We start from the raw sequence: 23,329 nt of genomic DNA, 5'->3' as shown, positions 1-23,329 counted from the left end.
GCAGCCGCACGGGCGGCACACGGACGGCACGCCATCAGGCAACCTTCACACCGGCAGCCAGGCCCTGCGCGAGCGCGGCGCGGACGTCGTCCAGCCCGGCCGACAGGGCTTCGATCTCGGCGCGGGCGGCATCGCGGCGTTCCATCTCGTCGACGACGGCGGGAGCGAGCGCAGCCGCGAGCTTGTCGTAGTCGATGACCGGTCCGGGCGCAGACGGTACGGGCGTGGCGGCCGCGGTGAGCGCCAGGTTGGACCGGTCGATGACCGCGGACGCGGCCAGCCGGGACGGGTGCCCAGGCACCGGCACCGACAGGACCGCACGCAGCGACCACTGCCCGTTGGGGTTCTGCCGCATGTGGTAGCTGGGCTGGCAGGCGGTGAACACCATGCGGTCCCAGTCGGACATCCAGGGCGCGGCCGCGCCGGAGAACCACATGCCGCGTTCGTTCATGCCGACGGTGATCACTCCGGCGACGGTGCGGGTGTCGTCGAACTGGCAGCTCGCGGTCTCGCACTCAGCGCCGTCGCGGTGGTGGCCGGCGTTCATGGTGAACGCCCCCACCTTCACCGTGGAGCCGTCGTCGAGCTGGAAGCGGGCCCGCAGGAACATCGTCAGGTCGATGTCTCCGAGGCTCTCCACGGTCAGCTTCCGCCCAGGGAAGCCTTCGTGCGGGACGCCGGCCTGCGCGACCCACCCGTAGATGCGGCCGTCGGCGTAGTGGACGCCGCCGGAGTCGGGCGGCAGCTCTCCGATCGTCGGCTCTTTGAACCAGGCGGCGGGCAGCGGCGGCATCGCCTGCAGCTCATGCCACGCCGAAGCGGTCAGCACGTCCAGCGTCTCCGGCTGTTCGACGGTCTCGCAGTCGGCGCAGTCACCGGCGGCCGCGGCCAGGCCCGGCGCGTACGAGTCGGCCGGGTCGAGGGTGATGCACGCGCCCGCGAACGCCGGCATCGCCACGAGCGTCGCCCCACGGACTCGCGCCTTCGTGATCCGCATGACGAAGTCGCCGGCCTGCTCGGAGAACAGCACCTCGCCGGGCTTGTCGTCGCTGTCGCCCGCCGCCGCGGTGATGCCGGCGGCGGTGAGCGCTGCGCGCAGCCCGTCGCCGGACATGGCGCCCTGGTCGCCGGTCGTCCACTCCACGACCTGCGTGGCCCGCACCGACCAGGCGCCGTCCGGCAGCTGCATGATCGACGCCTGTTCGAGGGAGGCGAGCAGGATCACCCCGTCATCGGCGGCGTCGGGTTCCCCCTCCTGGCGAGGGCGCCGGTCGACGAGCTCCATGTCGACGTCGTCCAGGTCGACGGACACGCCGAGCGGCGCACTCTGGTCAAGCAGGTCGATCGCCGTCTGTCCGGCATCCCGGTCGGCGTACAGGACGCCCGCGCCGGCGATGCGGCCGCCCACCCGGTTGATCTGCTGGATCTCTCCGGCGAGGACGGCGCCCTGGTGGCCGCCGCGCATCTCGGCGGCGTACTGCAGCGGCCACGACTCGCCGTCCCAGTACAGCGCCCTCGGTGCGAAAATCCGGCCGTCGCCGGTCTCCTGGCCCTCGAATGCCAGCGCCGTCTCCCCGGGGGTGGACCAGCGGCGAGAGGGCAGCGCGGCGGCGGACAGGTCCTGATCAGGCATGAGATCGTCTCCTTCGGTAACAGGCGCGGCGAGCGGAATATCGGTGACGTCGCCGCCGAACGCGACGCGCAGCCGGTCGAACGTGATCGGCCCGGTCCGGTTGATGAGCTCGGCGACCTGGGCGAGGTCGTCGCTGTAGGTCAAGGTCACATGCGCCACCCACGGCGCGTGCTGGGCCGGATAGTCGTACACGTCGCCGACGATGTAAGCCACCGTGCGGTGCACGGCGCCGAGGCCCTCACCTCCGACACCGAGCACGATCGCCGTGTCCTGCTCGTCGGAGGCCGGGTTGAACACGCTGATCGCGAACCCGTTGCCTTCGATCCCGCCCGGCCCGTCCTGGCCTTCCCGCAGGACGGCGACGTCCTCCCGCAGCCGGTCGACGATCTCCACCCGCGTCTCCGTGCTGATGCCGTCGGCGTCGCCGAGGAACAGCAACGTCAGATGCAGATCCTCCGGCAGTTCTCCGCCGTCCACGGCGAGCCGGTCGATGTCGGCCTGCGACGGCACCAGCGCGACCATTCCGCCGCTGTATGGCCCCCCGGACGCGGCGCTGATGTCTTTCACGATTCTTCGCTCCTCGAACGCGTTGACGATGTCGCGGATCTCTCCGGCGGACAGCCCTTGCCGGCCATCGTCTGCGGGCGGGTCGGCCGAGTCCCCGAACGTCATGGCGCAGCGGCAGTTCACGACGTTCCCGGGGCTGGCGATCGGGTCGCCGGGAAAGTCGAGGAACTCGCCACCCACGTCAAACGCCGCATCGAGCAACACCGTCTGACCGTCTGACCGATGATGGGCGTCACGGGTGCGCAGGTCCAGCGTCGCCAACCAGGTCTTGACCAGCGGCCGGGACCCGGACGGGCGGGAGCGGGCGACGTGCAGGGCTGCCCAGTTCCACGCGGCCACCATCTCGGTCCGCGCGATGCGGGCCGCGCGGGCCTCCCCCAGCTGGGTGCCGCCGTCGCTGAACGTCTCCTGCAGCCGGGCACGGAGCCCGTCCATGCTGTCGCCGGCGGCGATGCCGTCCGCGAGGGACTGCCGGGCGACTTGCCACAGACTGTCACCGACGTCACGTAGCCGGTTCTCGGCCGCGGCCAGGTAGTCGCGGACCGCGTCCGATAGCTCCAGCGGCCGGGTCAGGTACAGGTCGACCAGGTCGGGCACCTCGCCCGTGTCGTCGACCTCGTCGACGTCCTCCACCTCCGGGCCGTCCGGCTGGCCGGGCTGCTGGCGGCGCCCGCCGAGGACGCGGTGTGCGGCGACCATCGCCGCACCGAACACGGTCAGCAGCGCCAGCAGGATCACCAGCAGCTGCGCGATCCACAGGTCGGCGATCCGGCGCGCGTCGGCATCGTCGACCGGCTCCCCTTGAGCAATGAGCTCGGCGAAGGACGCGCGCAGCGAGGCTGCGTACTGGTCGGCGACCCGGTTCAGGGCTCGCCGTACAACATGTTCGACCATCGGCTCCAGGCCGGCGAGAGCTCGGGCCGTCTCGTCGCGGTGCCGGGCCCGCGCGTCACGCCCGGCCATCGCGTCTCCCCATCAGCAGCATCACACGCAGCAGGTCGTCGAGCTCGGCGTCGTCCAGGCCGTGCTCGCGCTTCATCTGCTCGGCGAGCTCGCGGCCTCGCGCGTCCAGGTGGGCGAGCGTCACCGCCGAGTTGTGCAGGGCGGCGGCGGGCAGTGTGTCGGGCATCGCTTCGGTCTCGTCGACCGGCAGAGCCGGGTCGGCAGGCTCCTGCTCGAACGGCTCGTCGCGAGCGTCGCGGTCGGCCTTCTCCGCCGGGGTAGGAGCGTCGTCCTCGTCGAAGCCGGTCTCCCTACGGAGGGCCTGGTCGGAGATGACGCCCCGGTCGTACACCTCCAGCGCGGTTTGCGGCCGGTTCGCGCGGATCCGCAGCAGGCTGGTGTCCCACCAGACGAGCGCCTCGCCGGCGTCGGCGTGGCCTTCCTCTTCCAGGGTGGGGCGCAGCCACTGGGAAGTGAGGGAGTCGGCGATGGTAGCCAGGCGCGGCTCCACCGCTAGCGTGATCGCTTCCTCCTTCAGCTGCCAGCCGGAGTTGCCGGTGTAGAACACGGTGCCTTCGTGCCGGGCCAGCCATGTGCCGTTCGGCGTGGTCGGGCACCAGATCGTGCCGGTGTAGTTCTCCTCGCTGAAGCTGCGGCCGCGGGGCGCGAACGTCGCCCGGTCCGAGCCGACCACCATATGCTGCGTCTTCCGGCGCGGCCCGGACGCCGATGCTCCCCATCCGGTGTGCTCGGGCCGGTACGACGAGCGGCCGGACAGGATCAGCGCCAGCTCGAACGCGTCGCACATGCGCGGGTCCTTCTGCCCGAACACCGGCGTCTTGCCCTGCATGTAGTGGCCGTCTCCGCGGATCGCGGTGTCGATGAACAGCTCCAGCTGCGCGGCGGTGAGCGAGCGGACGAAGTCGAGCGTGACGACGCGTCCGGGGGCGTGCTCCAGGATCACCTCGGCGGCGGCCGCGTTCAGCTTGAAGGCGGTCAGGCGGTCGTCCTTGGCCCGGCTCATCCGCCAGCGCGGCACACTGTCGCGGGTCTTGGCGTCGTGGGCGAGGTATTTGCCGACCATCACCTTGGAGACGCCGAGGGTCCGGGCGATCTCGGCGTTGCTCATCTTCGGGTTCTCGGCCTTCAGCCGCCTTGCCTCCTCACGGCGAGTCACCGACTCGGCGCTGGCGTAGCGGCCGCCCTTGTCGAGGGTGTCGCTGGGCGGCCCGAACAGCGCCGTGAGGGCGCGGGTGATGCGGGCGACGTTGTCTGGGTTGATGCGGTGGGACTGGTAGATCACTACGCGTGGCGTGTGGCGACCTTCCCTTACGCCTGCGGTGCCTTCGGTGAAGTACCAGGCGACGAGTTCCACGAGGGCGTCGCTGTACTTCGACTCGGCGGGCAGGCCAGCGTGCGGCGCGGACAGCACCAGGTATTCCTGGCGCTGCTTGTCCGGGCCGTCCTGGCGCGCTGCGGCGGCGAGCTCGCCGCTGGTCGTCCAGGTGCGGTCGCGGCTGCGTCCGGCGAGCAGCGGCCAGCGGTGGTTCGCGGTCGTGACGGAGACGTGCCGCCTGCCTTCGATCCGGATCATGGGCTCGTCGATGACATCCCACGTGTTGACCGCTTCGAGGGGCTGCCACTCCGACAGGCCGGTCTCGTGGTTGAGGGTCAGGACCGGCTCACCGACCGACAGCTGGTCATAGGTCTTCCAGCCCGCCGCAGTCATGATTTCCACAGACCGCACGGTACACCAGTGGTTTACTTCACCAGTGCCCAGCAGGATTTCCGCCGGAGTGTCCAAACCTGTCGCGAATCGCCTGATGGTCTCCTCGCGCAGCCGCATCGCCAGGTCATCGAAGTCCGATTCGAACGTCAGCCGTGTGATCTTGCCGATGGCATCGGCTGGGACTTCCAGGATGATCGGCACGGCGGCGGCCGCGGACTCCGGATCCTTGTAGGCGGTCTCGGCGACCTGCATAAACACTTCCAGCAGGTCGTCTTCCTCACCGTCGAGGGTCGCGGTGCTCTTCGTCGGAAAGCGGGTGCCGTGCGGCACCAGTAGCACGCCCCGACCGGTCAGGCGGGAGCGGGCGATGGCGGCGACGGCGGCGTTCAGCAGCCGCAGTTCCTCCAGCAGACCCAGCGACGACCGGATAGGCGAGTCGGCTTCGATGTGGCGGCGCGGGTGCGGCTCCCACACGCGGATTGCGGCGGGCGCGAGCGGGTCCGGCTTGTCGGGGTCGTGCGGCGGGATCGCGACCGCCTCGCCGTCGATCTCCGCTTCGAGTGACTGGCCTTTCGACGTCACCTCCAGCACCGACAGGACCCGCCAGTCCTCGCCGCGGTGCCGCCCGGTGATCGGGTCGATGGTGGGGCGGATGACGACCCAGCCTTCGCCAGCGACGACCAGGTGCGGGCCGAAGCTCTGCAGCATCTCCGACTGGCCGGCGGGGCCTCCGGCGACGGACGCGACCAGCTCGGACGCGCGGTGGCTGTCGGGCAGTGGTTTGACGGTGCCGTCGGTGTCGCGGACGCCGGCGAACAGGCGGCCCTTGCCGAGTGCGTTGCCGATCCAGGTGGCGGCGAACCGCACCTCGGGCGTGTTGTCGTAGTAGCCCCATGCGCGGTGCTGCCACGACTGGTCGGGCTGGGCGGTGCGGAAGCGGCGGACGGCCCACCGCTGTGCGGCTGCGACGAGCTCACGCGGAGCCCTCACGGTGAGCCGCCGGCCTGGTAGCTGGTCACGTCACGGGCCCCCGAGCAGACGCAGGATGCCCGGCCCTCAGCTCAGCGGCGCACCGGCCAGCCTAGCGGGCGGCCCTAGCCGATCTGGGAATGCAGCCTGATCGGGCGGACATCGACGTCCCACGTGGGGAGCGTGGCGGCCGCCGTCTGCTGGCCTATCCAGCAGTGCGCACCGCCGTATCGAGGTGTTCGAACGCCTGATCCAAATGGTCTGCAGCTGGTCGCCGACCACTGCTCTCCTGCTCATCAAGCGAATCTCCTTGATCAGGAGTTACGCCGGTTATTTGTCCAGTCCCCCGTCCGCAAAGCCGGGCGCCGATAGGGTGCCTGTGCGGCGACTAGTGGTGCCGGTGAGTCGCAGGATGTCCACGGTGTTGGTCGAAGTTCTCGGAGGATTGGCGATGTTCCCGATCGAGGATGGGCCCCGTTCCGTTGTGCGGGATCTTGTTGCTGGGGTCTCCCCTTATGACGACAAGGAGGCTGCGGACCGGACGTGGATGCTCGACTGGGTGGCGTCCGGGGCGCAGTTGTTCCGGCTGGCGAAACCGGCGACTCCGCCTCAGCATCTGGCGGTGTACGCGGCCCTGCTGGATGAGGAGTCCGGCTCGGTCATGCTCGTCAACCATGTCAAAGCCAACGCTTGGCTGATGCCCGGCGGCCACGTCGATGACGGGGAGGATCCTCGCCGTACGATCGTGCGTGAGCTGGACGAGGAGCTGCGCATCTCCCCGCCGTTTCACCCGCGGTTCGGTGATGATCCGTTCTTCTTGACGGTGACCCAGACCCGCGGCGCGCATTCACATACCGACGTGACCATGTGGTTCGTGTTCAAGGGTGATCAGCGGACGCCGATCACCCCGGACCCAGCCGAATTCTCCGATGTGCGATGGTTCGCGCTGGAGACCGCCGGGTGGGCGGCTGATCAATTCGACCCCGGCATGGCGCGATTCGTCGCCAAGCTGTCCAACGCTCTGGACCGCGTCGCCGCAGGCTAGTACGTCGCAAGCGCGCTGATCTCCTGCGCGTCGGGCAGGGGGCCATCGTGGGTGCGGCTGCACCACAGACTGCCAGCCGCGCATCCAAGCCGCAGCATCCCTTCGAGGTCCTCGCCGCTCAGGCGGGAGTGAATGAGTGCAGCGGAGAACGCCGCCCCGGCTCCCTGCACCTGACGTACCTCGACCGCTGCTGCGGCCGTCGTTACTGACGCGCCTTTGCTGGTGCGGCCGGTCGCGCCGCGCCGTCCGGCAGTAACCACGGCCACGTCGGCAATCTGCAGATCGCAAAGCGCATCAAGGGTGCGCGCGGCGGCGGCAGGATCGTTCTCATCGGCGTTGGTTTGCACCACGCCGACCCGGCGTTGGCGCGTGGCCTCGGCAAGCCACGCAGGCGGGGGTGACCCTCCAAGATTGAGCACAACATCGCACCCGGCCTCCAGGGCGGCCTGGAGGATGGTCCGGGGAGCGTCGTGCAGAACCTCGTAGCAGTCCAGGTACACCAGCGGGGCCGAGGAGAGCCGGTCAAGATCGACGCCGTTGAGTTCGTCGACAATGCCGCGCAGTCCGGAAAACCAGGTCCGGTTGCCGGACTGGTCGACCACCACGGTGTTGGTGCGGGTCGCGTGGACGGCGGCCGTGCTGGGGGCGAGGGTGGCGCCCCAGGCGGCCAGGCGGGTGGTGATGGCGCGGCCGGCGGGGTCGCCGGCAACCGGGTTGCTGTAGAGGGTGGCGGGGTGTCCGAGCGCGTGCAGGAATCCTGCGACCAGGGGTCCGTCTCCGGCCATGAAGTCGTCGGTGCGCTCCACATCGACCCCGTAGTTGATCGGCGGGTAGGCCTGAACGTACAGGGTGTGGACGCGGGCGAGGTAGCTGAAACAGCTGACCGCAATGCCCGTGAAGGTGGTGGTCACAGTGGTCAGTTGCTCCGGGTGTCAGCGAGTTGAACGGTGGTGAGCAGGGCGGCGTGGTCGGTGAGCCGTTGAGTGCGGGGGCTGTGGTCGTAGCTGCAGGCGGTGATGTCGCCGGTGGCGGCGCTGATCAGGGTGTGGTCGAGTCGCTGGGCGCCGTAGCGGTCGCTGATCCAGCTGTGATCAGCGCCGTCGGGACACATCGTCCGGTAAGCGTCGGCCATGCCGAGCTTGAGCAGACCGGTGTAGAAGGCGTAGTCATGGTCTTCGAAGGCGGGCAGGTGCGGCAGGTGGCCGGGCTCGACGACGTTGAGGTCACCTGCCAGTGCCATTCGGGGATGACATATGGCGGCCAGGTAGTCCAGGAGCCGCTGCTGGAAGGCGCTGCGGCGCTGGCTGCTGTCGCTGCTCATCCCGTTGGTCGGCCCGTACACCGCGACCAGACGCAGCCTCCCAGCCCCGGCCGTCAGGTCCACGGCGATGATCCGGGGGTCGAACGCCGCCGGGTGGACCGATGCCACATCAAACCCTCGGGTGGCGATCACGGCCAGGTAGCGGCTGTTTTGCCAGCCTGAGCCGCACGTGACCGTGAACCCTTCGGCTTCCAGGCAGCTCATGATCAGTCGGCCGCCGTCGCTGGGCTGCATCTCGGTGAGGACCAGGGCGTTGCTTTTGCTGGAGAGCAGCCAGTCGACAACGCCTTGAGCCCGCTGAAGGCTTGGGCTGTTGACGTTGAGAGCGCATAGCCGCAGCTCTCCGTCTGTTGCCGGAGCGGTGGGCTCCTGGTCGGCGTCCATGGAACCGAACAGCATGCCTTGCATTCCGTCGCCGGTCATCGTGCCTCCACGGTCGTGGTGGGCGCGGCAGGGTGGGTGTGGAGGCCGGTCAGTTCGCGAACGCGGCCAATGGCAGCTGCGAGCTGCTCGGCGTTCATCTGCTTGGCGGCACGCTGCTCGGGTGTCTCGTTCGCTGCGCCGTACACCCAAAATGATCGTCCTGCCTCGGCGTCCAGGACAAGGAATCGGTCGCTGGTCGCCGGGCCGCGCACCAGGATCGAGATGGTGTCGGCCTCGGCCTGCACGGTATGGACCGTGGCGTGGTGCAGCGCGTAGGTGCAGCCGGGCCGTTCGATGCGTTCGATGAGCGGCCGCAGGGTGCGCGGATCGGTGCCCTCACCGAAGTTCTCATCGCTGCCGAAGATCCGGTGCAGGTAGCTGCCCCGGTAGATGCCGGCGAAGAAGTCCCATCGGTGCGGGTGCGGCCGGTCGAAGTAGCCCGCGCGATACAGGTGGAGACGGACCCGAACCTGGGCGGCCGGGTCGTCGTAGAGGACGAGCTTGTCGAGAAAGTCGTAGCGTTCGCACATCGGCGCCAGGTGCTCATCGGCCGGAAGGCGTTCCAGCAGCTGACTCAGCAGGGCCGCCTCGACGGTGATCGCCTCATACACCGGTGTGCAACCGGCCAGGATGGAGGCGGTGGTGGTCCAGTCGATGGCCGACAGTCCTTTAAAGGCCGGGTGCGGTAACGCGGTCATGGCTGAGTTCTTCCTGCGTGGTGGTCGGGGATGGTTGCGTACGGTGAGGCGTCGAGGATCCGTTTGAGGTGGGGGTGCAGCCGGTAGAACTGGCGGCCCAGTCCGGCGGGCTGGGCCGTGGCGGCGGGGAGGGCGCCGGTGGCTGTGATGTGGACGGCGGCGGCGGCCAGCATCTGCAGCTGGGCGGTCTTCACCCGGGCGCGCAGCGTGCCGGCGGGTGTGACGGGCACCGCGGTGGTGGCCAGGACTCCCCCAGTGTCCACGCCGGGCTCGGCCAGGTGCAGGGTGCAGATGACCGGGTCGTTGTTCAGGATCGCCCAGGCCACGGCGTCCATGCCCCGGTAGGTCGGCAGGGCACCGTTGTGGGCGTTGATTACTCCGAGGCGGGCCCGGGTGAGCACGGCGGCGGGAACAATCGGCATGCCGGCCAAGATGACCAGGTCGGCGTCATGCTCGTCCAACGCGTCGGCGACCTGGTCCCATGTGGCGGCGCTGATCTGCGGGACCTGCAGGGCCGGCGCCGTGAACTGGTCTGCGGGTGGCTGCTCGGGCGGATACCAGGCGTCGGCGTATCCCGACGGGGTGCCGTCGAGGGTGGGGGCGGCGTACCAGCACATCGCGGTCAACTGCAGGCCCGCGGCCGCGGTCATCGCGGCCAGCCGTGCGGGGCTTCCCGATCCGGCGCCGGCCAGCACCACGATCCGCGGTCGCTGTCCCTGATGTCGGTTCAGCCGCACAGTAACTGGGCCGCCCGCCTGCGGGGTTTCGTCGTGCAGAGGAGGGGAGCTGGAGGGCGGCAGCCGATTGGCCAGCTGGGCTGCCAGGTCGCTGGTGGCGATCTCGACTAGGCGGGCGACCGCTCCGATCTGCCCGCTGAGCGCGGAGCCGGCGACGGCTTGGTGGTGGATCGACACGGCACCGAGTAGCTTGCAGGCGGCGTTGAAGAAGCGCAGGTCCCCGCTGGCGGCGGTGACGCCGATCCAATGCGCGGCCAGGGTGAGCCAGTCGCGGGCGATGACGGGGCTGAGTGCAGTGGTGCGCTCAGCCACCGGGGGACGCAGGGTCGGTGAGGTCTCGAAGGAGTGCAGCAACGCGACGTCGACCGGCGCAACCTGCCCGGCCGGGAGCGCAACCGCAGGTGTCGGCGTGCCTCCGGGTAGCGCTTCGGTGGACGGGGCGGTGCCGGGATCGGGCAGCCGCCACAGCCGGGCCTTGGCTGCGGCTTCGGCGACTCCCGCCAACGGCGCCGCGCGCTGGCCTTCCCTCGCTTGCGGCCTCGGCCGCTGGTCCGCCGCGGCCAGGAGGCCGGCGAGGTCGAAGTCGGCGTCGGTGTGCGTGCGGATCGGATAGCGGGATCCGGCACCGCCCGATCCGGTCATCGTGCTGGTGGTCATCGGCTGACCGCGCCGGTGACCTTGTTCAGCGCCGCCAAGTACCCCTCAACGAGCTCCTGGTCGCCGGGATACCCCCAGATCGGGATCTTCAGGAAGGAGCCCTGGAAGGCGCGTACGCCCGGCAGCATGGCCTGCTCAACGTGGCCGCTCTGCCAGGGCGCGAACGGATCGTGGCGGGCGAACAGCGGTTCGCCGCTGATGTCGCGGGTCGAGCCGGGCGCATCGACCTCGTGCGCGCCTTCGGCGACGCACAGGTCAATGAACTCCTGCCGGGTGACGGTCGCGTTCTCAACGTGGAAGCGCAATCCGATGACGTACAGGCCGTGCTCGCCCTGACCGGCCGGAGTGCTGACGGGCGTGATGACCGGATTACCGTCCAGGCCCTTGACGAAGGTGTCCAGGACGGTGCGGCGCCGAGCTTGGATGTCGTCGGCGCGCGCGAGTTGGTGCAGGCCGATGGCCGCACCCAGCGTGGTGATGCGGTGTTTGAGGCCCATCCCGGTGAACGCGAACGGGTAGAACTCCGCGCCCGGGTCGATCTCAGTGAGGCACCGTTTGTTGTAGTGCCCATACAGCAGCGCGAGCTCGCGGAACCGGTCGCTGCGAGTGACCAGCATCCCGCCCTCGCCGGTCGTGATCGCCTTCTGGTTGGTGGAGAAGACGGCCATGTCGCCGAACGTACCGGCCCGCTGCCCGCTCCAGGAGGCGAAATGGGCGTGTGAGCAGTCCTCCAGCAGCAGCAGACCGCGTTCGGTGCACAGCGCGGCGATCTCGTCCATCCGGCACGGGTTGCCCCACATGTGGGTGACGATCACGGCCTTGACGTTCGATTGCAGCTGCTGGGCGATGGTCTGGGCGGTCACGTTCCCACACGTGTCGGCGTCGGCGAACAGGACCTGGATGCCGTCGAAGCCGAACGGTGAGGCCGTGGCGAAGAAGGTGTAGGCCGGCGCCACGATCGCATCCCCGGGTTTGAGACCGGCGATGCGGCTCATCGCGTGGATCGCCGCAGTGCCGGAGGCAAAAGAGATCGCGTGCGGCACTCCGACGAACGCCGCGAAGGCGCGCTCGTACTCGCCGATAACCCCGCGAGCGTCCCGGTCGGACAACGAACGGTGCAGCTGAACCCGCAACGCCTCTTCGAGGCTGTCGTCCACCGTCGGCCACTGGTAGTGCGGGCCGTCGACGTTCAGGGTGCGGGGTCCGCCGTGGGCCGCGAGCGTGGTTGTCATCTTCGAGCCTCCATGGGTTCGGTGCTGGCGACGGGAAAGGAGCCGCGCAGTCCGGCGATCACGCCGGTGAGCTGGGCGGTCGACTCGGCAACAGTGGCGGCCGGATCCAGAGCCACGACTGGCCAGGCGTGCCGGGCGGCGTAGGCGTGTAGCTGCTCCAGCCCGGCCCGCTGGTAGTCCACGAACGTCGTCCGGTTCAGCTCGCCGTATCCGGCGTGCATGCCGAGCTCAGCGGGCCGGAACTGTCGGCGCCGGTCATACAGTGCCTCAGGGTCGGCCGACAGCAGCACCACGGCATCGGGCACCCGCACCCGCCCGAAGATCACGTCAAGGTCGGATTGGGTGTAGCCCTGCAGCAGTAGCTTGGAGCAGAACTTGTAGATCCAACCGTCGACGATCACGTTGTGGCCGGCCTCCAGCAGCGGAGCCAGCACGGTCTGGCTGTGGGCGGTGAACCAGGACGTCTGCAGTCCCACCCAGAAGGCGTCCGGCAGGTCGGGCGCATCTCCGCTGTGCCACAGCATGGTGGCCAGGTGTTCCATCAGGGTCGCGGCGTAGCGGGAGGTGGCCGAGATCTGCCGCCGGGGTGCGAATACCAACGGCCGTAATACATCGCCGTCGGCTGACGGCTGACCGAGCGGGAGTGGGGCCGCGATCGCCTGGTCGTAGGAGCATTCGGCCAGGCGTTGGGCCAGAGTCGTTTTACCGACGCCGTCTGGTCCTTCCAACACGAGGAGTCGTCCGGGCACTCAAGTCCCCCACATTGCTGATCGGTACGGCCTGGTGCGGCGCAGCGGCCCAGCAGGGCGCTTGCGGTGTGCTGTGCCCATGCTGCTGGCTGCGCGTCCACCACGCCCGGATATGGCCGGTTGCGGACGCACATCGAAGACACACGGTGGACATCATGTGCCGCACGCCATCGCGTCCTCCTTATGGACCTTGCGATAAGGAGAAAGGACAGATGAGCGGCGCGGCCAGAGCTGCGGACGGACCCGGACGCCCCCGTCGCCGCGCCCTTCGCTGTTCAGGGCAAAGCCCGGCGGGGCGGCGTCCGGACAGCTAGGCTCTCGGACAGTTTCGGACACCTCTCTGCCGGTCCGGAGACCTTGTGCCTGATCACGACGACATCGACCCCACTGCAGCCCGCACGGTCGAGGAGTTCGCCCTTTGCCTGCGCCAACTGCGGACGCGCGCCGGCAACCCCTCCTTACGCGACTTGGAAAAGTGGGCCCGGCGATACAACAAGCAGCTCCCCCGCAGCAGCGTCTGCGATGCGTTGGCCGGAAAATGGCTCCCGCGCAGACAGCTCGTGCTCACCTTCCTCCAAGCCTGCGGCGTTGACCCCGCAGCAGATCCTCGATGGGTGCGGGCCTGGATCCGCCTAACCGAGCAGGTCGGCCCCCACGAGGTAGGACCCTCCCCACAGGCTGCCGCCACGGTTGGATCTGCCGAGGTCCACGCGCTGATGGAGGCCAAGCGGCTCCTTGCCGAGGCCGCACAGGCCCGCCGCGCCGCCGACCTGGAGATCAAGCAAAGCAAAGCTGCGGCGCAACGGGACATCGACCGCAAACTCGCGCAAGCTGAACAGGCGATGCAGCATGCACGCCTATCGGCCCAGCTGGCCCGCGATATCCGCACCACAGGGCTACGCCGTATCGGCGCCACCTACCTGAGCGACCTGGAATGGAATGCGCTGTTCGCCAGCGTCACCGAACTGGACATTTTTATGGCCTACGGGCAGACCTGGCGAAACCTGCACGCCCGGCAACTCGCCCTTCTCGCCGCCCGCCGCGACAGCCGTATCCGGGTTTTCCTCGCCGACCCCGATGACCAGACGAGCATTGACACTTTAGCCACCCGGTTCGTCCTCACCGTCCACGAACTACGAGAACGCATCGAAGCCACCCGCCGTGACTACGCGGCTCTGCGCCAACCCGGCGGAGCCGACATCCAGATCCACTACTGGCCAGGCGACCGCACCTTCAGCTTCTTCCGCCTCGACCAAACAGCGGTCGTCGGCTTCTACAGCCACAGCCGCAGCCGGGCCTCGGCCGTGCCTTTGTTCGTCTGCGAGGCCCCCGGTGAGCTCTATCAATTCGTTCTCGACGAACTCAACGCCATCCAGCAGTCCAGCCGCCCCGCCTGAGCCGGGCCGCCAAAGCAGCCCGGCCTGTCCATCTCAGAGTTCCTGATGGAGCCGAACCCGGCCCCGTCGGACACGGTGAGGAAGTCATCAAGTGCGGGAATCGTCCCCCCTTCCCTTGCTGGTCCGCGCGCTGGGATGATCGGGGATCACCGTGCCGGCCATCGGCATCGGTTGCTGGCACCGGAGGCTCGGACCACAACTTCGGCATACCCATGGGCTGGGCCAGCAGATTCGACGAAGCCGCCGCCCTTGCTGGCCTGGGAACTGGGTGCCGATCCCCAAATACGTCTGACCTTTAGCGGGTCAGGTCCCACACGGATCAGCCGCGTTGATCAACTCCCAGCCTGTCGCGGCCGCCCACCGAGTGTGCTCATAAAGGAGCCGGTCGGCGGCCTGCGGCGGGAGCGCCGCCACGACCCCCGGCACTGTGTCGTCCATGCGGCTGCGGAGCCGCTCGAACTGCTCCTCCAGCATCGTGTCCAGCCCGGCCGTGAGCTGCGAGCCCAGGGAGGCGTCAGCGCATTCGTCGATGAGGTCGAGCATGCCGGTGAAGACGGCGAACGCGGCGTCCTTGATGACGACCCGCGCTTGGCGGACCTGTCGGCGCGGCTCACCGTCCAGAACTTTCTCCAGAGACTTCAGTGTGTAGTCCAGCGCGAAGTTCCGGTCGACCCACAGCTGCGCCCGGCCGGAGCAGACGCCGATACGCGAGTCAGCGAACTCCGCGTCGACGCGGCCCATCGACGGCCGTGCCGCCCCGGCCAGGCCGGCGGCCTGAACCATGCGGGTGTAGGCGGCGCCGGTCAGGCACTCCATCGACACCAGCATGTAGGAGATGCCCTTGTAGAACGCCATGCCGGTGCTGTGCTCAGCGACGAACGCCGGGTCGCGGACACCGTCGACGATCTCTTCGGCGCTCAGGTGCGGCAGCGGGCGCAGCAGCAGATCGGTCCGGGCCTGGAAGGCGTGCGTGGCGCGCAGCTCCTCCAAACTCATCAGCTGGTCGAAGGTGATGTACGTGAACCTCCTCGGCACGCCCAGCGCCGACAGGGTGCGGATCGCCAACACATTCTGCTCGGCGTCGGTTTCCTTGTGGAACCGCTCCAGGATGGACGTGACGCCGGACTCCACGCCGAACAGGCAGCGGCGCAGCCCGTCCCGGACAAGGGTCCGCCACATGGTGGCCCGCTCCACGTGCCAATCCCGGCCATAGCCCGGCTGGACGACCTGGTCGATACGGCACGACGTCTCCCACTGGAAGCCGGCTTTGGTGATCTCAGCGGCGACGGCCAGGGCCCGCGGGACGGCGTCGTCTCCTCGGCCGATGGCCTCCTCATCCACCAGGTACAGGGTGCGGGAGATCTCGGGGTGGCGAGCGAACTCCTCGTCCAGGGCGGCCAGCATCCACGGCAACTGCTCTGGGGCACCGCCCGCCCACGTGCCCTTGTGCCCTCGCGGGCAGAACGAACAGTTGCTGGTGCAGCCTCTCGTCGTCTCCAGCTGCGCCACCCCGTGGTGGGCGAAGGTGTCCTGCAGCAGGTCGAGCTCAGGGAAGAAGTCGTCTGCGTCGCGATTGGGCACGGTCGCGGTGCGGCGGCGGCCGACAGTCAGCGCGCCGCCGCGAGCCGCGCCGACGTAGCCGATGCCGTGGACCTGGTCGCGCTCGAGGTCGCCGTGCCAGTGCGCGATGACGTCGCGGATGGTCGGTTCGCCAGCGCCGCGAGCGATGAGCAACTGCGGGTAGCGCTCCAGCAGCACCGCCTCGTTGCGGATGGTCAGGCTGCCGCCGGCGAGAATCAACGGCACCTTGTCCTGGACGGCGTCGAGCAGGCTGATCATCAGGTCGTGCTGGCCGAACGTCGCGGAGACGCCGAGGATGTCGGGGCGCTGGGTGCGGACCGCGGTGATGATGTCGTCCAGGGTGACACCCAGCTGCATGTCCATCAGGCTGACGTGGCCGGACAGGGTGGAGCGGGCCGCGCGGGCCAGGTCGGAGATGGCCAGCGGGAAACGCGGCAGCGGGAAGTACTCGGGCCGGTACAGCGCGGTGAGGAGGATACGGGGCCTGGTCAGCCGGGTCACGGCGGCCGGGGTCAGGTCGGCGTGGCTGATCCACGCGCCCGGCGTCTGCAGCTGCACATGTTGGGCGGCCCAGTCGGGCCAGACGCGCGTCTCGTGCGGCTGCCCGGACAGGTCGGCCAGCAGCCACGCGCCGGGCCGGCCGGTGCTGACGGCGAGCAGCCGCCGCTCCAGCGTCCCGGTGAGCACGACGTCACGGCCGGGCAGAAGGCCGACCACGGCGTCGCGCACCGTGTTGGGCTGGCTGCGGGGGATGTCCCGGATTACCTGCTGCTGAGCAGGGGTTAGCGGGGTGAGCCTGAGCCGGCCGACGGCCTCCAGGAGGAGGCTGTGGCTGGCGCTGACGGCGGTGGGGGGCATGCGGAACCTCCGTACGCGAGATACGTGAGAGAAGAAGGGCATGACGAATCCGCCCTGTGGCGCCGCGTGGGCGCCCAGGGCTGCGAGCTGAGGGTGTTAGAGGGTGCCGGCGGGTACGGCGATGGTGGCGGTCATCGCCGCGTGGTCACTGAGTCCCGAGGTGCGGGCCTCGTGCACGTAGGAGCAGGCGACGGCCGCGCCGACGGGTGAGCAGAACGTATGGTCGAACCGGTAGCCTTCGCCGCTGCGGCGCCCGTACCAGGAGTGATCGACCACGTCGGGGTGGCAGTGGCGGAACGCGTCGCCGTAGCCGGCGGCTGCGAACGCGTCGTAGAAGTCGTACTCCCACTTGCCGAACACGGCGTGGTGCGGCTGGTGGCTCCGCTCGACGACGTTGAGGTCTCCCGCGATGACGATGGGCCCGGTCACGGCGAGATCATCGGCCAGGGTGGGCAGCAGCTCCGCCGCCGCATCCTGAAAGGCGCGTTTGTCGACGTTGCGCCGCTCCTGCGGTCCGCGGGACGGCGCATACAGGCCGACCACGCCGATGCTGGGCCCCTCGTCGAGGTAGAGGCGGACGGCGGTGCACCGGTGCGGCAGATGGCCGGGACGGATAGGGACGGGCTCCTGCTTGCCGATACGGGACGCGACGATCGTCAGGTAATCCGAGCCTCCATCGACCGCGTGCACGGTGAACCCGTGCTCGCCCAGGGCCTGGATGATGGAGTGCCCGCCGGGCGTGACTTCGGTCAGCACGACGACGTCGGCGTCCTGGGCGGCGAGCCACTCCGCTTGCCGCCGGGACCGGACAGGGCTGGCGTGCTGCACGTTGAGGGTCAGCACCCGCACCCGGCCCGGCTCAGCGTGGTGAGTGCCGGGCTGCAGCAGGCTGAGCTGATGGCGACCGTCGCTGCTGCTCATGGGCTTTCCCTCACGGTCGTCTCGTCGGTGAAGACCTGACCCTGTTCGTCCAGCCGCGCCTGCACCTGCTCCATGATCGTGCGGGCTTGGGCGATCACCGTCGGGTGCGGGGGGCCTCCCAGCGCGGACAGGTTCGTCGCCACCTGCTCGGGGCGGGTGAACCCGACCAGCACAGCCGCATGAGCATAGCGATCCAGGCACGCCCACAAGGCGATACGGATCAGATCCTCCCGGCGCCACCCGACCAGGCCCTGCAGTTCCTTCAGGCCCTCGTCGATGACCGTGACTGCCTGGGGTGTGAACCACCTCTTTCGGCGGCGATGGTCGCCCTCGCCGAACAAAGGCATGGCGGATGGGTCGTAGGAGCCGGTGAGCAGACCCTGAGCGAGCGGTTTGTTGATCAGCACGCCGACGCGGTGCTCCTTCGCGAATGCGAAGATCCCCGAGCGGACCGCAGGCGACAGCAGGTGGTCGCGGACGGCGAGCACGTCGGGGCGGACCATGTCGAACACCCGCCGGAAGCGGTCGGACTTGTCCTCGCGCTGCTCGGGAGAGGTCGTAAGACGTTCGGGGGCGTACCGGTGCGGGCCACGCATCCCGATCACCCGGATCAGCCCCTCACGCCGAAAGGCCCGCATCGCCTCCACCGCGGGCTCCAGCCACCGGTCGGCGGCGCCGAAGTTCGAGTGATGCAGAGAGTAGATGTCCACGTAATCCGCGCCTAGGTTGTCGAGCGTCTGTTCCAGCTGACGGCGCATGTGGCGCGGCTCGAAGCCGTGTTCGGCGGTGCCACGGAAGTATCCGACCTTCGACGCCAGCACGATTTCCTCGCGCGGCACCTGCGCGACCAGGTTGCCGAGCAGCCGTTCGGAGCGGCCGTGCCCGTAGACGTCGGCGGTGTCGAACAGGCGGGCGCCCATTTTCCATGCGGTTTCCAGGCCGGCGGCGGCCGCCTCCGCGGATGCGCCGGTGGACCAGCCCATCGGCATGCCGAGGTTCTCGTCGGGGCCGCCGATGCCCCAGCAGCCGATGCCAACAGCGGGAACGGTGATGCCGCAGCGGCCGAGGGTGCGCTGCGGAAGAGACGCAGGGGACGACGTCATAGAGCTGCTCCTTGGGTGTGCGGCGTCGCAGGCGCCTGGTAGTAGCGGATCTCCTCCTCCATGGCCATGCCTGCCGCTTGCAGGCGAGCCAGGAGGTCATGTGCGGTGGTCGGGACGATGGCGCGGGCCACCACGGCGTCGTGCCGGGTGCCGGCGGCCAGCGCCGCCGTGATCAGCGGACGAGTCAGGGCGGTCCGGTCGGCGGCGGGGTGCATGAGCACGTCAGCCAGCAGCGCCTCCGGCGGCTCGCCACAGCCGCTGTGAATGAGCGGGTAGACCAGGGCTGCCGCCTGCAGTTGTCCGTCGGAGCCGTCGACGACGAGTAGCCCGTCGTCGACGAACCGCTCGTCGGCGGCCCACCGCCTGTAGGTGTCCTGCGCGACGTCATGCCCGTGCTCGGGGTGGACGGCGTGGTAGAGGCGGCCCAGCGCGGCAGCATCAGAAGCGTCCGCTGGCCGTACACGCGGCTGCTGGTCGTCGTCCGGCGCGTCGCAGTCGGGGATGATTCGCGCTTTCAGCAGCGCCGCGGCGGAGTACAGACGCCACCCGGCCCGCTCGAACATTCTGCAGCCGTGCCCGCGGGTGGCGGGGATCTCCGCGGTCAGCACCGTCGCCCGGCTGGGCAGGCACTCGGTCGCCTGCTTCAGCAGCGCGCTGCCCAGCCCTTTTCGCTGCCATTCGGGGGCGACCGCGGGCCCCCACAGCCGCGCCGACGCGGCTGGCCCGGCGGGCTGGCGCAGAGCAGCCGCGGCGGCCAAGCCGCCGCTGGCGGAGCGCATCAGGAACACGATCGTCGGCGGCGTCTTCCCCTGCGGGCGCAGCCGGGAGCGCACCAGCGCGGCGGTCACCGGCCGCTGATCCGGCCAGCCGCGCATCGCGGCGTAGCCGAGACCGGCGAGTTCCTCATCCAGGGCCGTTCCGGGCCGGTAGACGGCCGTGGTGATCGCGAGCGTCATCACAACTGGCTCCTCGGGTGAGTAGCGGTCACGCCGACGCAGACGCTGCCCCGCCCGGTCAGGAACGCCGGGTGCATGGCCAACGCGAGTGTGGGCGCCGCCGTGCGGGTGACCACGCGCACCTGGTCGAATCCTCCACGGAAAGCGTCGGCGACCTGCTCCGGCGCAGTGAACGGGCTGGGCCGCGATGGGCGCTGCAAGCGGTGCCGGGCCAGGCGCAGCCGCTCGGCGGGCGGGGCAGGCCAGGCGGCGGCGGCCAACGCCTGAACGACCCGGCCGGGCCGGTCGTACTCCAGCCGGGCCCGGCGTCCGGCGATGCGGGTGGTGTAGATCAGCACGCCGTCATCGGCTAGCAGACCGGCCAGGCGGGTGATCAGCGCGTTCCGGTCGGCCGGGGTGGGCAGGAGAGACAGCAACCCATCGGTGACGATCACATCGAACGGGCCGGACAGGCCGGCCAGATCAGGAGCGTGTGATCGTACGGTGGCCACGTCAGCGCCGCCCCAGGCCGCCCACGCCTCGACGAGTTGCAGCGGCGTGGAGCAGGCGTCGGCGACCGTGAGGCGCAGGCCGGGCACGATCCGGGTGAGGACCTGCGGCATGGTCTCGTCGCTGGAGCCGCACACCAGCGCGTGCGACGGCGTCCGGTCGGCCAGGGCCCGCCGGTAGAGGCCCGCATGCCAGCTGGGGCTGCTCTTCAGACCGCTCACACGAAACAGCCTCCACGCGGCGTGGTAGCAGTAGCAGGATCGCGCGCAGGTGCGGCGGGCCACCGACCAGGCGTCGGTAACGGTGATAGGGGCCTGTATCGTCATCAGCTGTCGTGCCGCCCTGTCCACGCGAGGAAATGCAGCAGGCGGCCGATGCGCCGGTATGGCTCGCGGCGCCCGGCCTGCCACTCGGCGTCCAGGATCAGGTTGAAGTCTTCGCCGACCGGCCTGTCGCCGAAGTGGTCGGTGAACATGCGCAGGCCATACCAGACCGTGGTGAAGGCGCCAGCGGCGGCCAGCATCGCCTCGACTTCGGCGACGGTGTGGGCTCGGCTGGTCACGCCGAGATTGCCCGTCTCGGAGTTGGTGTCCAGGACGGCGAGCGTGTCAGCCCACCGTTCCTCCAGCGCCGGCCGCATGGCCAGCGCGTCGCGGTTCTTCACCAGCAGCGACAGCATGCCGCCGGGCCGTACTGCCGACACGAGATCACGCACGAACGTCGCCGGGGTGTCGACGTACATCAACACGCCGTGACACAGCACGAGGTCGTAGCCGCCGCCGACCAGGTCCTTGGCCTGCTCACCGGTGCCCTCCACCAGCCTGACGCGGCTGCGGACCTGCTCAGGTTCGGCCGCCAGCCGATCCATGGCCTGCTTCAGCATCGCCGGGTCCGGGTCGAGCAGTGTCACGTGGTGACCGATCCGGGCGAGTTGGACGGCCTGGTGGCCGTCTCCGCCGCCGACGTCCAGAACTTGCTGCGCCCCGGCGGGCAGGTGGGTGCGTAGCGCGCGGGCGACCAGTGCGTGACGCAGCGCACCGCGCAGTGTGCCGGCATGGCGCGCGTACCCGGCCGACAGGTCACCGCCGGACGCCGAAAGCCAACTGTTGGTCACGAAGCCTCCTTGAGCGAAAGCAGAGATGCGAACAAATTCGGGTGTTCCAGCACCAGCCGGATCGACATGTAGCGGGTCGTCAGCAACTCTTGCAGCGCACGAGCAGTAGGCGTGTCGGGCAGGGCGCCGGCGCGGACGGCGCCGCGTAACGCCAGCAGCGTCGGCAGCCACTCCTCGATCGTTCTGAGGTCGACCGAGTCGCGGCCGAGCCAGGAGCGGAACCGATCAGCGGGCATCACCTCCCACACGGCGACGTCCCGCCACACCCCGTCGGGTCCTTGAACGGTGGCCAGATGCGGCAGGCGGCACAGCCCGCCGCGCGGCAGAGGCGGCTTCACCGGGCTTGTCACGCACGCCCTCCTCATTCCGCGGCGGCACCGCACCTCGTACAGGTGCTCGCCGAAGGCCAGGGCGAGACCGGCCTCAGCCAGGGCGACACCGGCGGGAACGACGGTCACGGCGTCGAGCCACGACCGGCGGGATACGACGAGCGCGATACGAACTGCGGCGTTCAGGTTGTGCTCCTCGTACCAGACGCGGCGCCGGTGCTTGCTGCTGGTGACCACTCCCGGGTCGAAGATCCCTCCGACGTCGGAGGCGGTGAAGTACCGCTCCCCCTGCGGCGTGGTTCGGACGGTCATCGTGCGGCCTTCGGGCCGAACAGGTCGTAGTACCGATCCAGCAATCCGCACGATTCCAGGACCTGATCGCTGCGAGCCACGTTGTGCCCTGGGGTGAAGCCGTGATTGAGGGCGGCGAGGGTGGCCGCGCCGACGAGGAGACTGGCGAGGATCAGATCGGAGTAGGCGTTCGGCAGCGATTCGGCGTGGTGAAAGTTCACCGGGAACCCGTCACCGATGATCGTCGCGTGGGCTCCGGACCGCAGGCGCAAGCGGATGCCCAGCACGCCGGCGTCGCTGACCTCTGCGGCTTCCTCCACCAGTTCGGCTATCGCGAACTCCGTGTTCCGGGAGGTCGTCGACACCAGGTAGCAGTCGCCGCCGATGGCGGCAGCGTGCTCACCTCGCACGCTGGTGCGGCCGGTGCTGCCGACGATCAGCATCGGCCGGTGCTCGCGCAGCAGCGTGCTCAGGCTGCGGCCGGTGACGAAACCCCGCTCGTGGGCGGCGATGAGACGGACCAGTTGCTGGTCGTACACGGCCACTCGCATCCGCCGCGCCCGCAGCACCTCAGCGATCTGCTCGCCGATCCGCCCATGCCCTATGACCAGCGCGGCCCGGCCCTCCAGCTTCTCCTCAGAGATCAGCTTCAGGGCGTTCCGGATCGCTGCGTCAGCGACACCGTATGACTCCACCGTCGCCTTCATCCTGGACTCGGCGACGGAGAAGATCGGCAGCGGCGGCTGCGGCCACGGCTCCAGCCGAGTGATGCCAGAGATCGTCTGTTCGACTAGGCCGATGAAATGCGGCAGCAGGCCGGGACGGCTGTTCAGCATCGTCGGCAGCGTGTAGCCGCCGTCGTCGACGAGTAGCCCCCGCCGGCCAAGTTCGGCGGCACGCCGGACGTGGTCCTCCAGGGCGTCCGGCGTCCGGGTCCAAGGCCACACCGTGATGCCCTGCCGAGTCAGGTGGGCATCCACCCGATCGGTGTATCGGTACGGGTAGCCCTTGTCGAGGACGGTTATCGCCTGTGGTGGCACGCCCATCGCCTGCACCGCCTCCACCAGCATCAGGAAGTCGGTCATGTGGTGCACGGTCAGCACCGGAGCCACCGACGACAGGCAGCCCGCCGGGGCGAACATCGGCAGCTCTCCCGTCAGCGGCATCTGACCGCGCAGCGTGGCCATCTCGGTCGCGGTGAACGGCACCCGCCGCACAGCACCCAAGATCGCCTTGATCTGGTCGGAGGACAGCCCATCGGTGGCCTCCAGCACCATCGTCAGGACGAGCGTGTCCTCCGGAGAGGTTTTCGGCTCGGCCGGTGCGCCTCCCAGCAGCCGGACGCATCCGCCAGCCCCTACACGTACCCGCAGGTCCAGCTTGTCGCCGGTTACTTCGCTGACGTCGACGACTTTGGCGATCGCCTCGATCACCGATTCGAACGCCATCGGCAGGTCTGCGGCACCGCCGCGGAAGTCGATGGACGCGGCACGCCCCAGCGGGATCATGCGCACCCCCCGATGCTCGTGCCGACCGCGTCGCCACGCTGGGCGGCGTGGCCACGGTCCCGGAGCCGGGAGGGTTCACC

The 23,329-nt window shown here is 69.5% G+C and carries 19 protein-coding genes; 4 read left to right on the top strand and 15 right to left on the bottom strand.

The features are described 5' to 3' along the window. Nucleotides 1-34 precede the first annotated feature (34 nt). Nucleotides 35-3,163, bottom strand: a complete 3,129-nt coding sequence (locus tag ACIHAD_RS12785) for a phage minor head protein (RefSeq protein ID WP_397354506.1) — start codon at nucleotides 3,161-3,163, stop codon at nucleotides 35-37. After that, entirely contained in the window at nucleotides 3,150-5,861 is a 2,712-nt protein-coding gene (locus ACIHAD_RS12780; protein WP_397354505.1) for a hypothetical protein, read from the bottom strand. Before ACIHAD_RS12780 ends, ACIHAD_RS12785 begins: the two co-directional genes overlap by 14 nt. Before the next feature lie 430 nt (nucleotides 5,862-6,291). On the opposite strand from ACIHAD_RS12780, the gene ACIHAD_RS12775 reads away from it, so the two are divergent. Continuing rightward, on the top strand, nucleotides 6,292-6,885 hold the full coding sequence (locus tag ACIHAD_RS12775) for an NUDIX domain-containing protein (protein ID WP_397354504.1): 594 nt from the start codon (nucleotides 6,292-6,294) through the stop codon (nucleotides 6,883-6,885). Here ACIHAD_RS12775 and ACIHAD_RS12770 read toward each other — a convergent pair. Both ACIHAD_RS12770 and ACIHAD_RS12765 read right to left on the bottom strand, forming a co-directional pair. Then, complete coding sequence (locus ACIHAD_RS12770; RefSeq protein WP_397354503.1) at nucleotides 6,882-7,796, bottom strand: carbohydrate kinase family protein; 915 nt, start codon at nucleotides 7,794-7,796, stop codon at nucleotides 6,882-6,884. The two genes, ACIHAD_RS12775 and ACIHAD_RS12770, sit on opposite strands and share 4 nt — an antisense overlap. Before the next feature lie 5 nt (nucleotides 7,797-7,801). Then, nucleotides 7,802-8,629: a hypothetical protein gene (locus ACIHAD_RS12765; RefSeq protein WP_397354502.1), complete on the bottom strand. Its 828-nt coding sequence runs from the start codon at nucleotides 8,627-8,629 to the stop codon at nucleotides 7,802-7,804. A gap of 69 nt (nucleotides 8,630-8,698) precedes the next feature. Here ACIHAD_RS12765 and ACIHAD_RS12760 point away from each other — a divergent pair, with 69 nt between their 5' ends. Both ACIHAD_RS12760 and ACIHAD_RS12755 read left to right on the top strand, forming a co-directional pair. After that, nucleotides 8,699-8,905, top strand: a complete 207-nt coding sequence (locus ACIHAD_RS12760) for a hypothetical protein (RefSeq protein WP_397354501.1) — start codon at nucleotides 8,699-8,701, stop codon at nucleotides 8,903-8,905. Next, a complete protein-coding gene (locus ACIHAD_RS12755) occupies nucleotides 8,890-9,318 on the top strand; it encodes a hypothetical protein (protein ID WP_397354500.1) in 429 nt (142 codons plus the stop codon). The genes ACIHAD_RS12760 and ACIHAD_RS12755 overlap by 16 nt, the downstream gene beginning before the upstream one ends. Nucleotides 9,319-9,323: 5 nt before the next feature. Here the strand turns inward: ACIHAD_RS12755 and ACIHAD_RS12750 are convergent, their stop codons facing one another. Genes ACIHAD_RS12750 through ACIHAD_RS12740 form a run of 3 tightly spaced genes read right to left on the bottom strand, consistent with a single transcriptional unit; the run spans nucleotide 9,324 to nucleotide 12,552 of the window. Then, nucleotides 9,324-10,721: a formyltransferase family protein gene (locus tag ACIHAD_RS12750; protein WP_397354499.1), complete on the bottom strand. Its 1,398-nt coding sequence runs from the start codon at nucleotides 10,719-10,721 to the stop codon at nucleotides 9,324-9,326. Continuing rightward, a complete protein-coding gene (locus ACIHAD_RS12745; RefSeq protein WP_397354498.1) occupies nucleotides 10,718-11,953 on the bottom strand; it encodes a DegT/DnrJ/EryC1/StrS family aminotransferase in 1,236 nt (411 codons plus the stop codon). Before ACIHAD_RS12745 ends, ACIHAD_RS12750 begins: the two co-directional genes overlap by 4 nt. After that, complete coding sequence (locus ACIHAD_RS12740; protein ID WP_397354497.1) at nucleotides 11,950-12,552, bottom strand: hypothetical protein; 603 nt, start codon at nucleotides 12,550-12,552, stop codon at nucleotides 11,950-11,952. The genes ACIHAD_RS12745 and ACIHAD_RS12740 overlap by 4 nt, the downstream gene beginning before the upstream one ends. A 509-nt stretch (nucleotides 12,553-13,061) precedes the next feature. On the opposite strand from ACIHAD_RS12740, the gene ACIHAD_RS12735 reads away from it, so the two are divergent. Further along, nucleotides 13,062-14,099 carry a hypothetical protein gene (locus tag ACIHAD_RS12735; protein WP_397354496.1) on the top strand — a complete coding sequence of 346 codons (1,038 nt, stop codon included), beginning with the start codon at nucleotides 13,062-13,064 and terminating at the stop codon, nucleotides 14,097-14,099. Between the two features lie 303 nt (nucleotides 14,100-14,402). Here the strand turns inward: ACIHAD_RS12735 and ACIHAD_RS12730 are convergent, their stop codons facing one another. The 8 genes from ACIHAD_RS12730 to ACIHAD_RS12695 all read right to left on the bottom strand — a co-directional run bounded on the left by ACIHAD_RS12730 (nucleotide 14,403) and on the right by ACIHAD_RS12695 (nucleotide 23,249). Next, a complete protein-coding gene (locus tag ACIHAD_RS12730) occupies nucleotides 14,403-16,538 on the bottom strand; it encodes a B12-binding domain-containing radical SAM protein (protein ID WP_397354495.1) in 2,136 nt (711 codons plus the stop codon). Between the two features lie 96 nt (nucleotides 16,539-16,634). Next, a complete protein-coding gene (locus ACIHAD_RS12725; protein WP_397354494.1) occupies nucleotides 16,635-17,459 on the bottom strand; it encodes an endonuclease/exonuclease/phosphatase family protein in 825 nt (274 codons plus the stop codon). Then, a complete protein-coding gene (locus tag ACIHAD_RS12720; protein ID WP_397354493.1) occupies nucleotides 17,456-18,562 on the bottom strand; it encodes an aldo/keto reductase in 1,107 nt (368 codons plus the stop codon). The genes ACIHAD_RS12725 and ACIHAD_RS12720 overlap by 4 nt, the downstream gene beginning before the upstream one ends. Then, entirely contained in the window at nucleotides 18,559-19,518 is a 960-nt protein-coding gene (locus ACIHAD_RS12715; RefSeq protein ID WP_397354492.1) for a GNAT family N-acetyltransferase, read from the bottom strand. Before ACIHAD_RS12715 ends, ACIHAD_RS12720 begins: the two co-directional genes overlap by 4 nt. Then, the gene (locus ACIHAD_RS12710; protein WP_397354491.1) at nucleotides 19,518-20,228 is read right to left on the bottom strand and encodes a hypothetical protein; all 711 of its coding nucleotides are present in this window, start codon (nucleotides 20,226-20,228) and stop codon (nucleotides 19,518-19,520) included. The genes ACIHAD_RS12715 and ACIHAD_RS12710 overlap by 1 nt, the downstream gene beginning before the upstream one ends. Nucleotides 20,229-20,332: 104 nt before the next feature. Beyond that, the gene (locus ACIHAD_RS12705; RefSeq protein WP_397354490.1) at nucleotides 20,333-21,121 is read right to left on the bottom strand and encodes a methyltransferase; all 789 of its coding nucleotides are present in this window, start codon (nucleotides 21,119-21,121) and stop codon (nucleotides 20,333-20,335) included. Beyond that, a complete protein-coding gene (locus ACIHAD_RS12700) occupies nucleotides 21,118-21,762 on the bottom strand; it encodes a hypothetical protein (protein ID WP_397354489.1) in 645 nt (214 codons plus the stop codon). The genes ACIHAD_RS12705 and ACIHAD_RS12700 overlap by 4 nt, the downstream gene beginning before the upstream one ends. Next, nucleotides 21,759-23,249, bottom strand: a complete 1,491-nt coding sequence (locus ACIHAD_RS12695; RefSeq protein ID WP_397354661.1) for an NAD(P)-dependent oxidoreductase — start codon at nucleotides 23,247-23,249, stop codon at nucleotides 21,759-21,761. The genes ACIHAD_RS12700 and ACIHAD_RS12695 overlap by 4 nt, the downstream gene beginning before the upstream one ends. Nucleotides 23,250-23,329: the final 80 nt, after the last annotated feature.

Origin of the sequence: Nonomuraea sp. NPDC052265 (assembly GCF_044547985.1) — a bacterium.
In the GTDB taxonomy this organism is placed as follows: Bacteria; Actinomycetota; Actinomycetes; order Streptosporangiales; family Streptosporangiaceae; genus Nonomuraea.
Note: the sequence above shows the minus strand (reverse complement) of the source record. Positions and strands in the feature narration are given on the sequence as shown.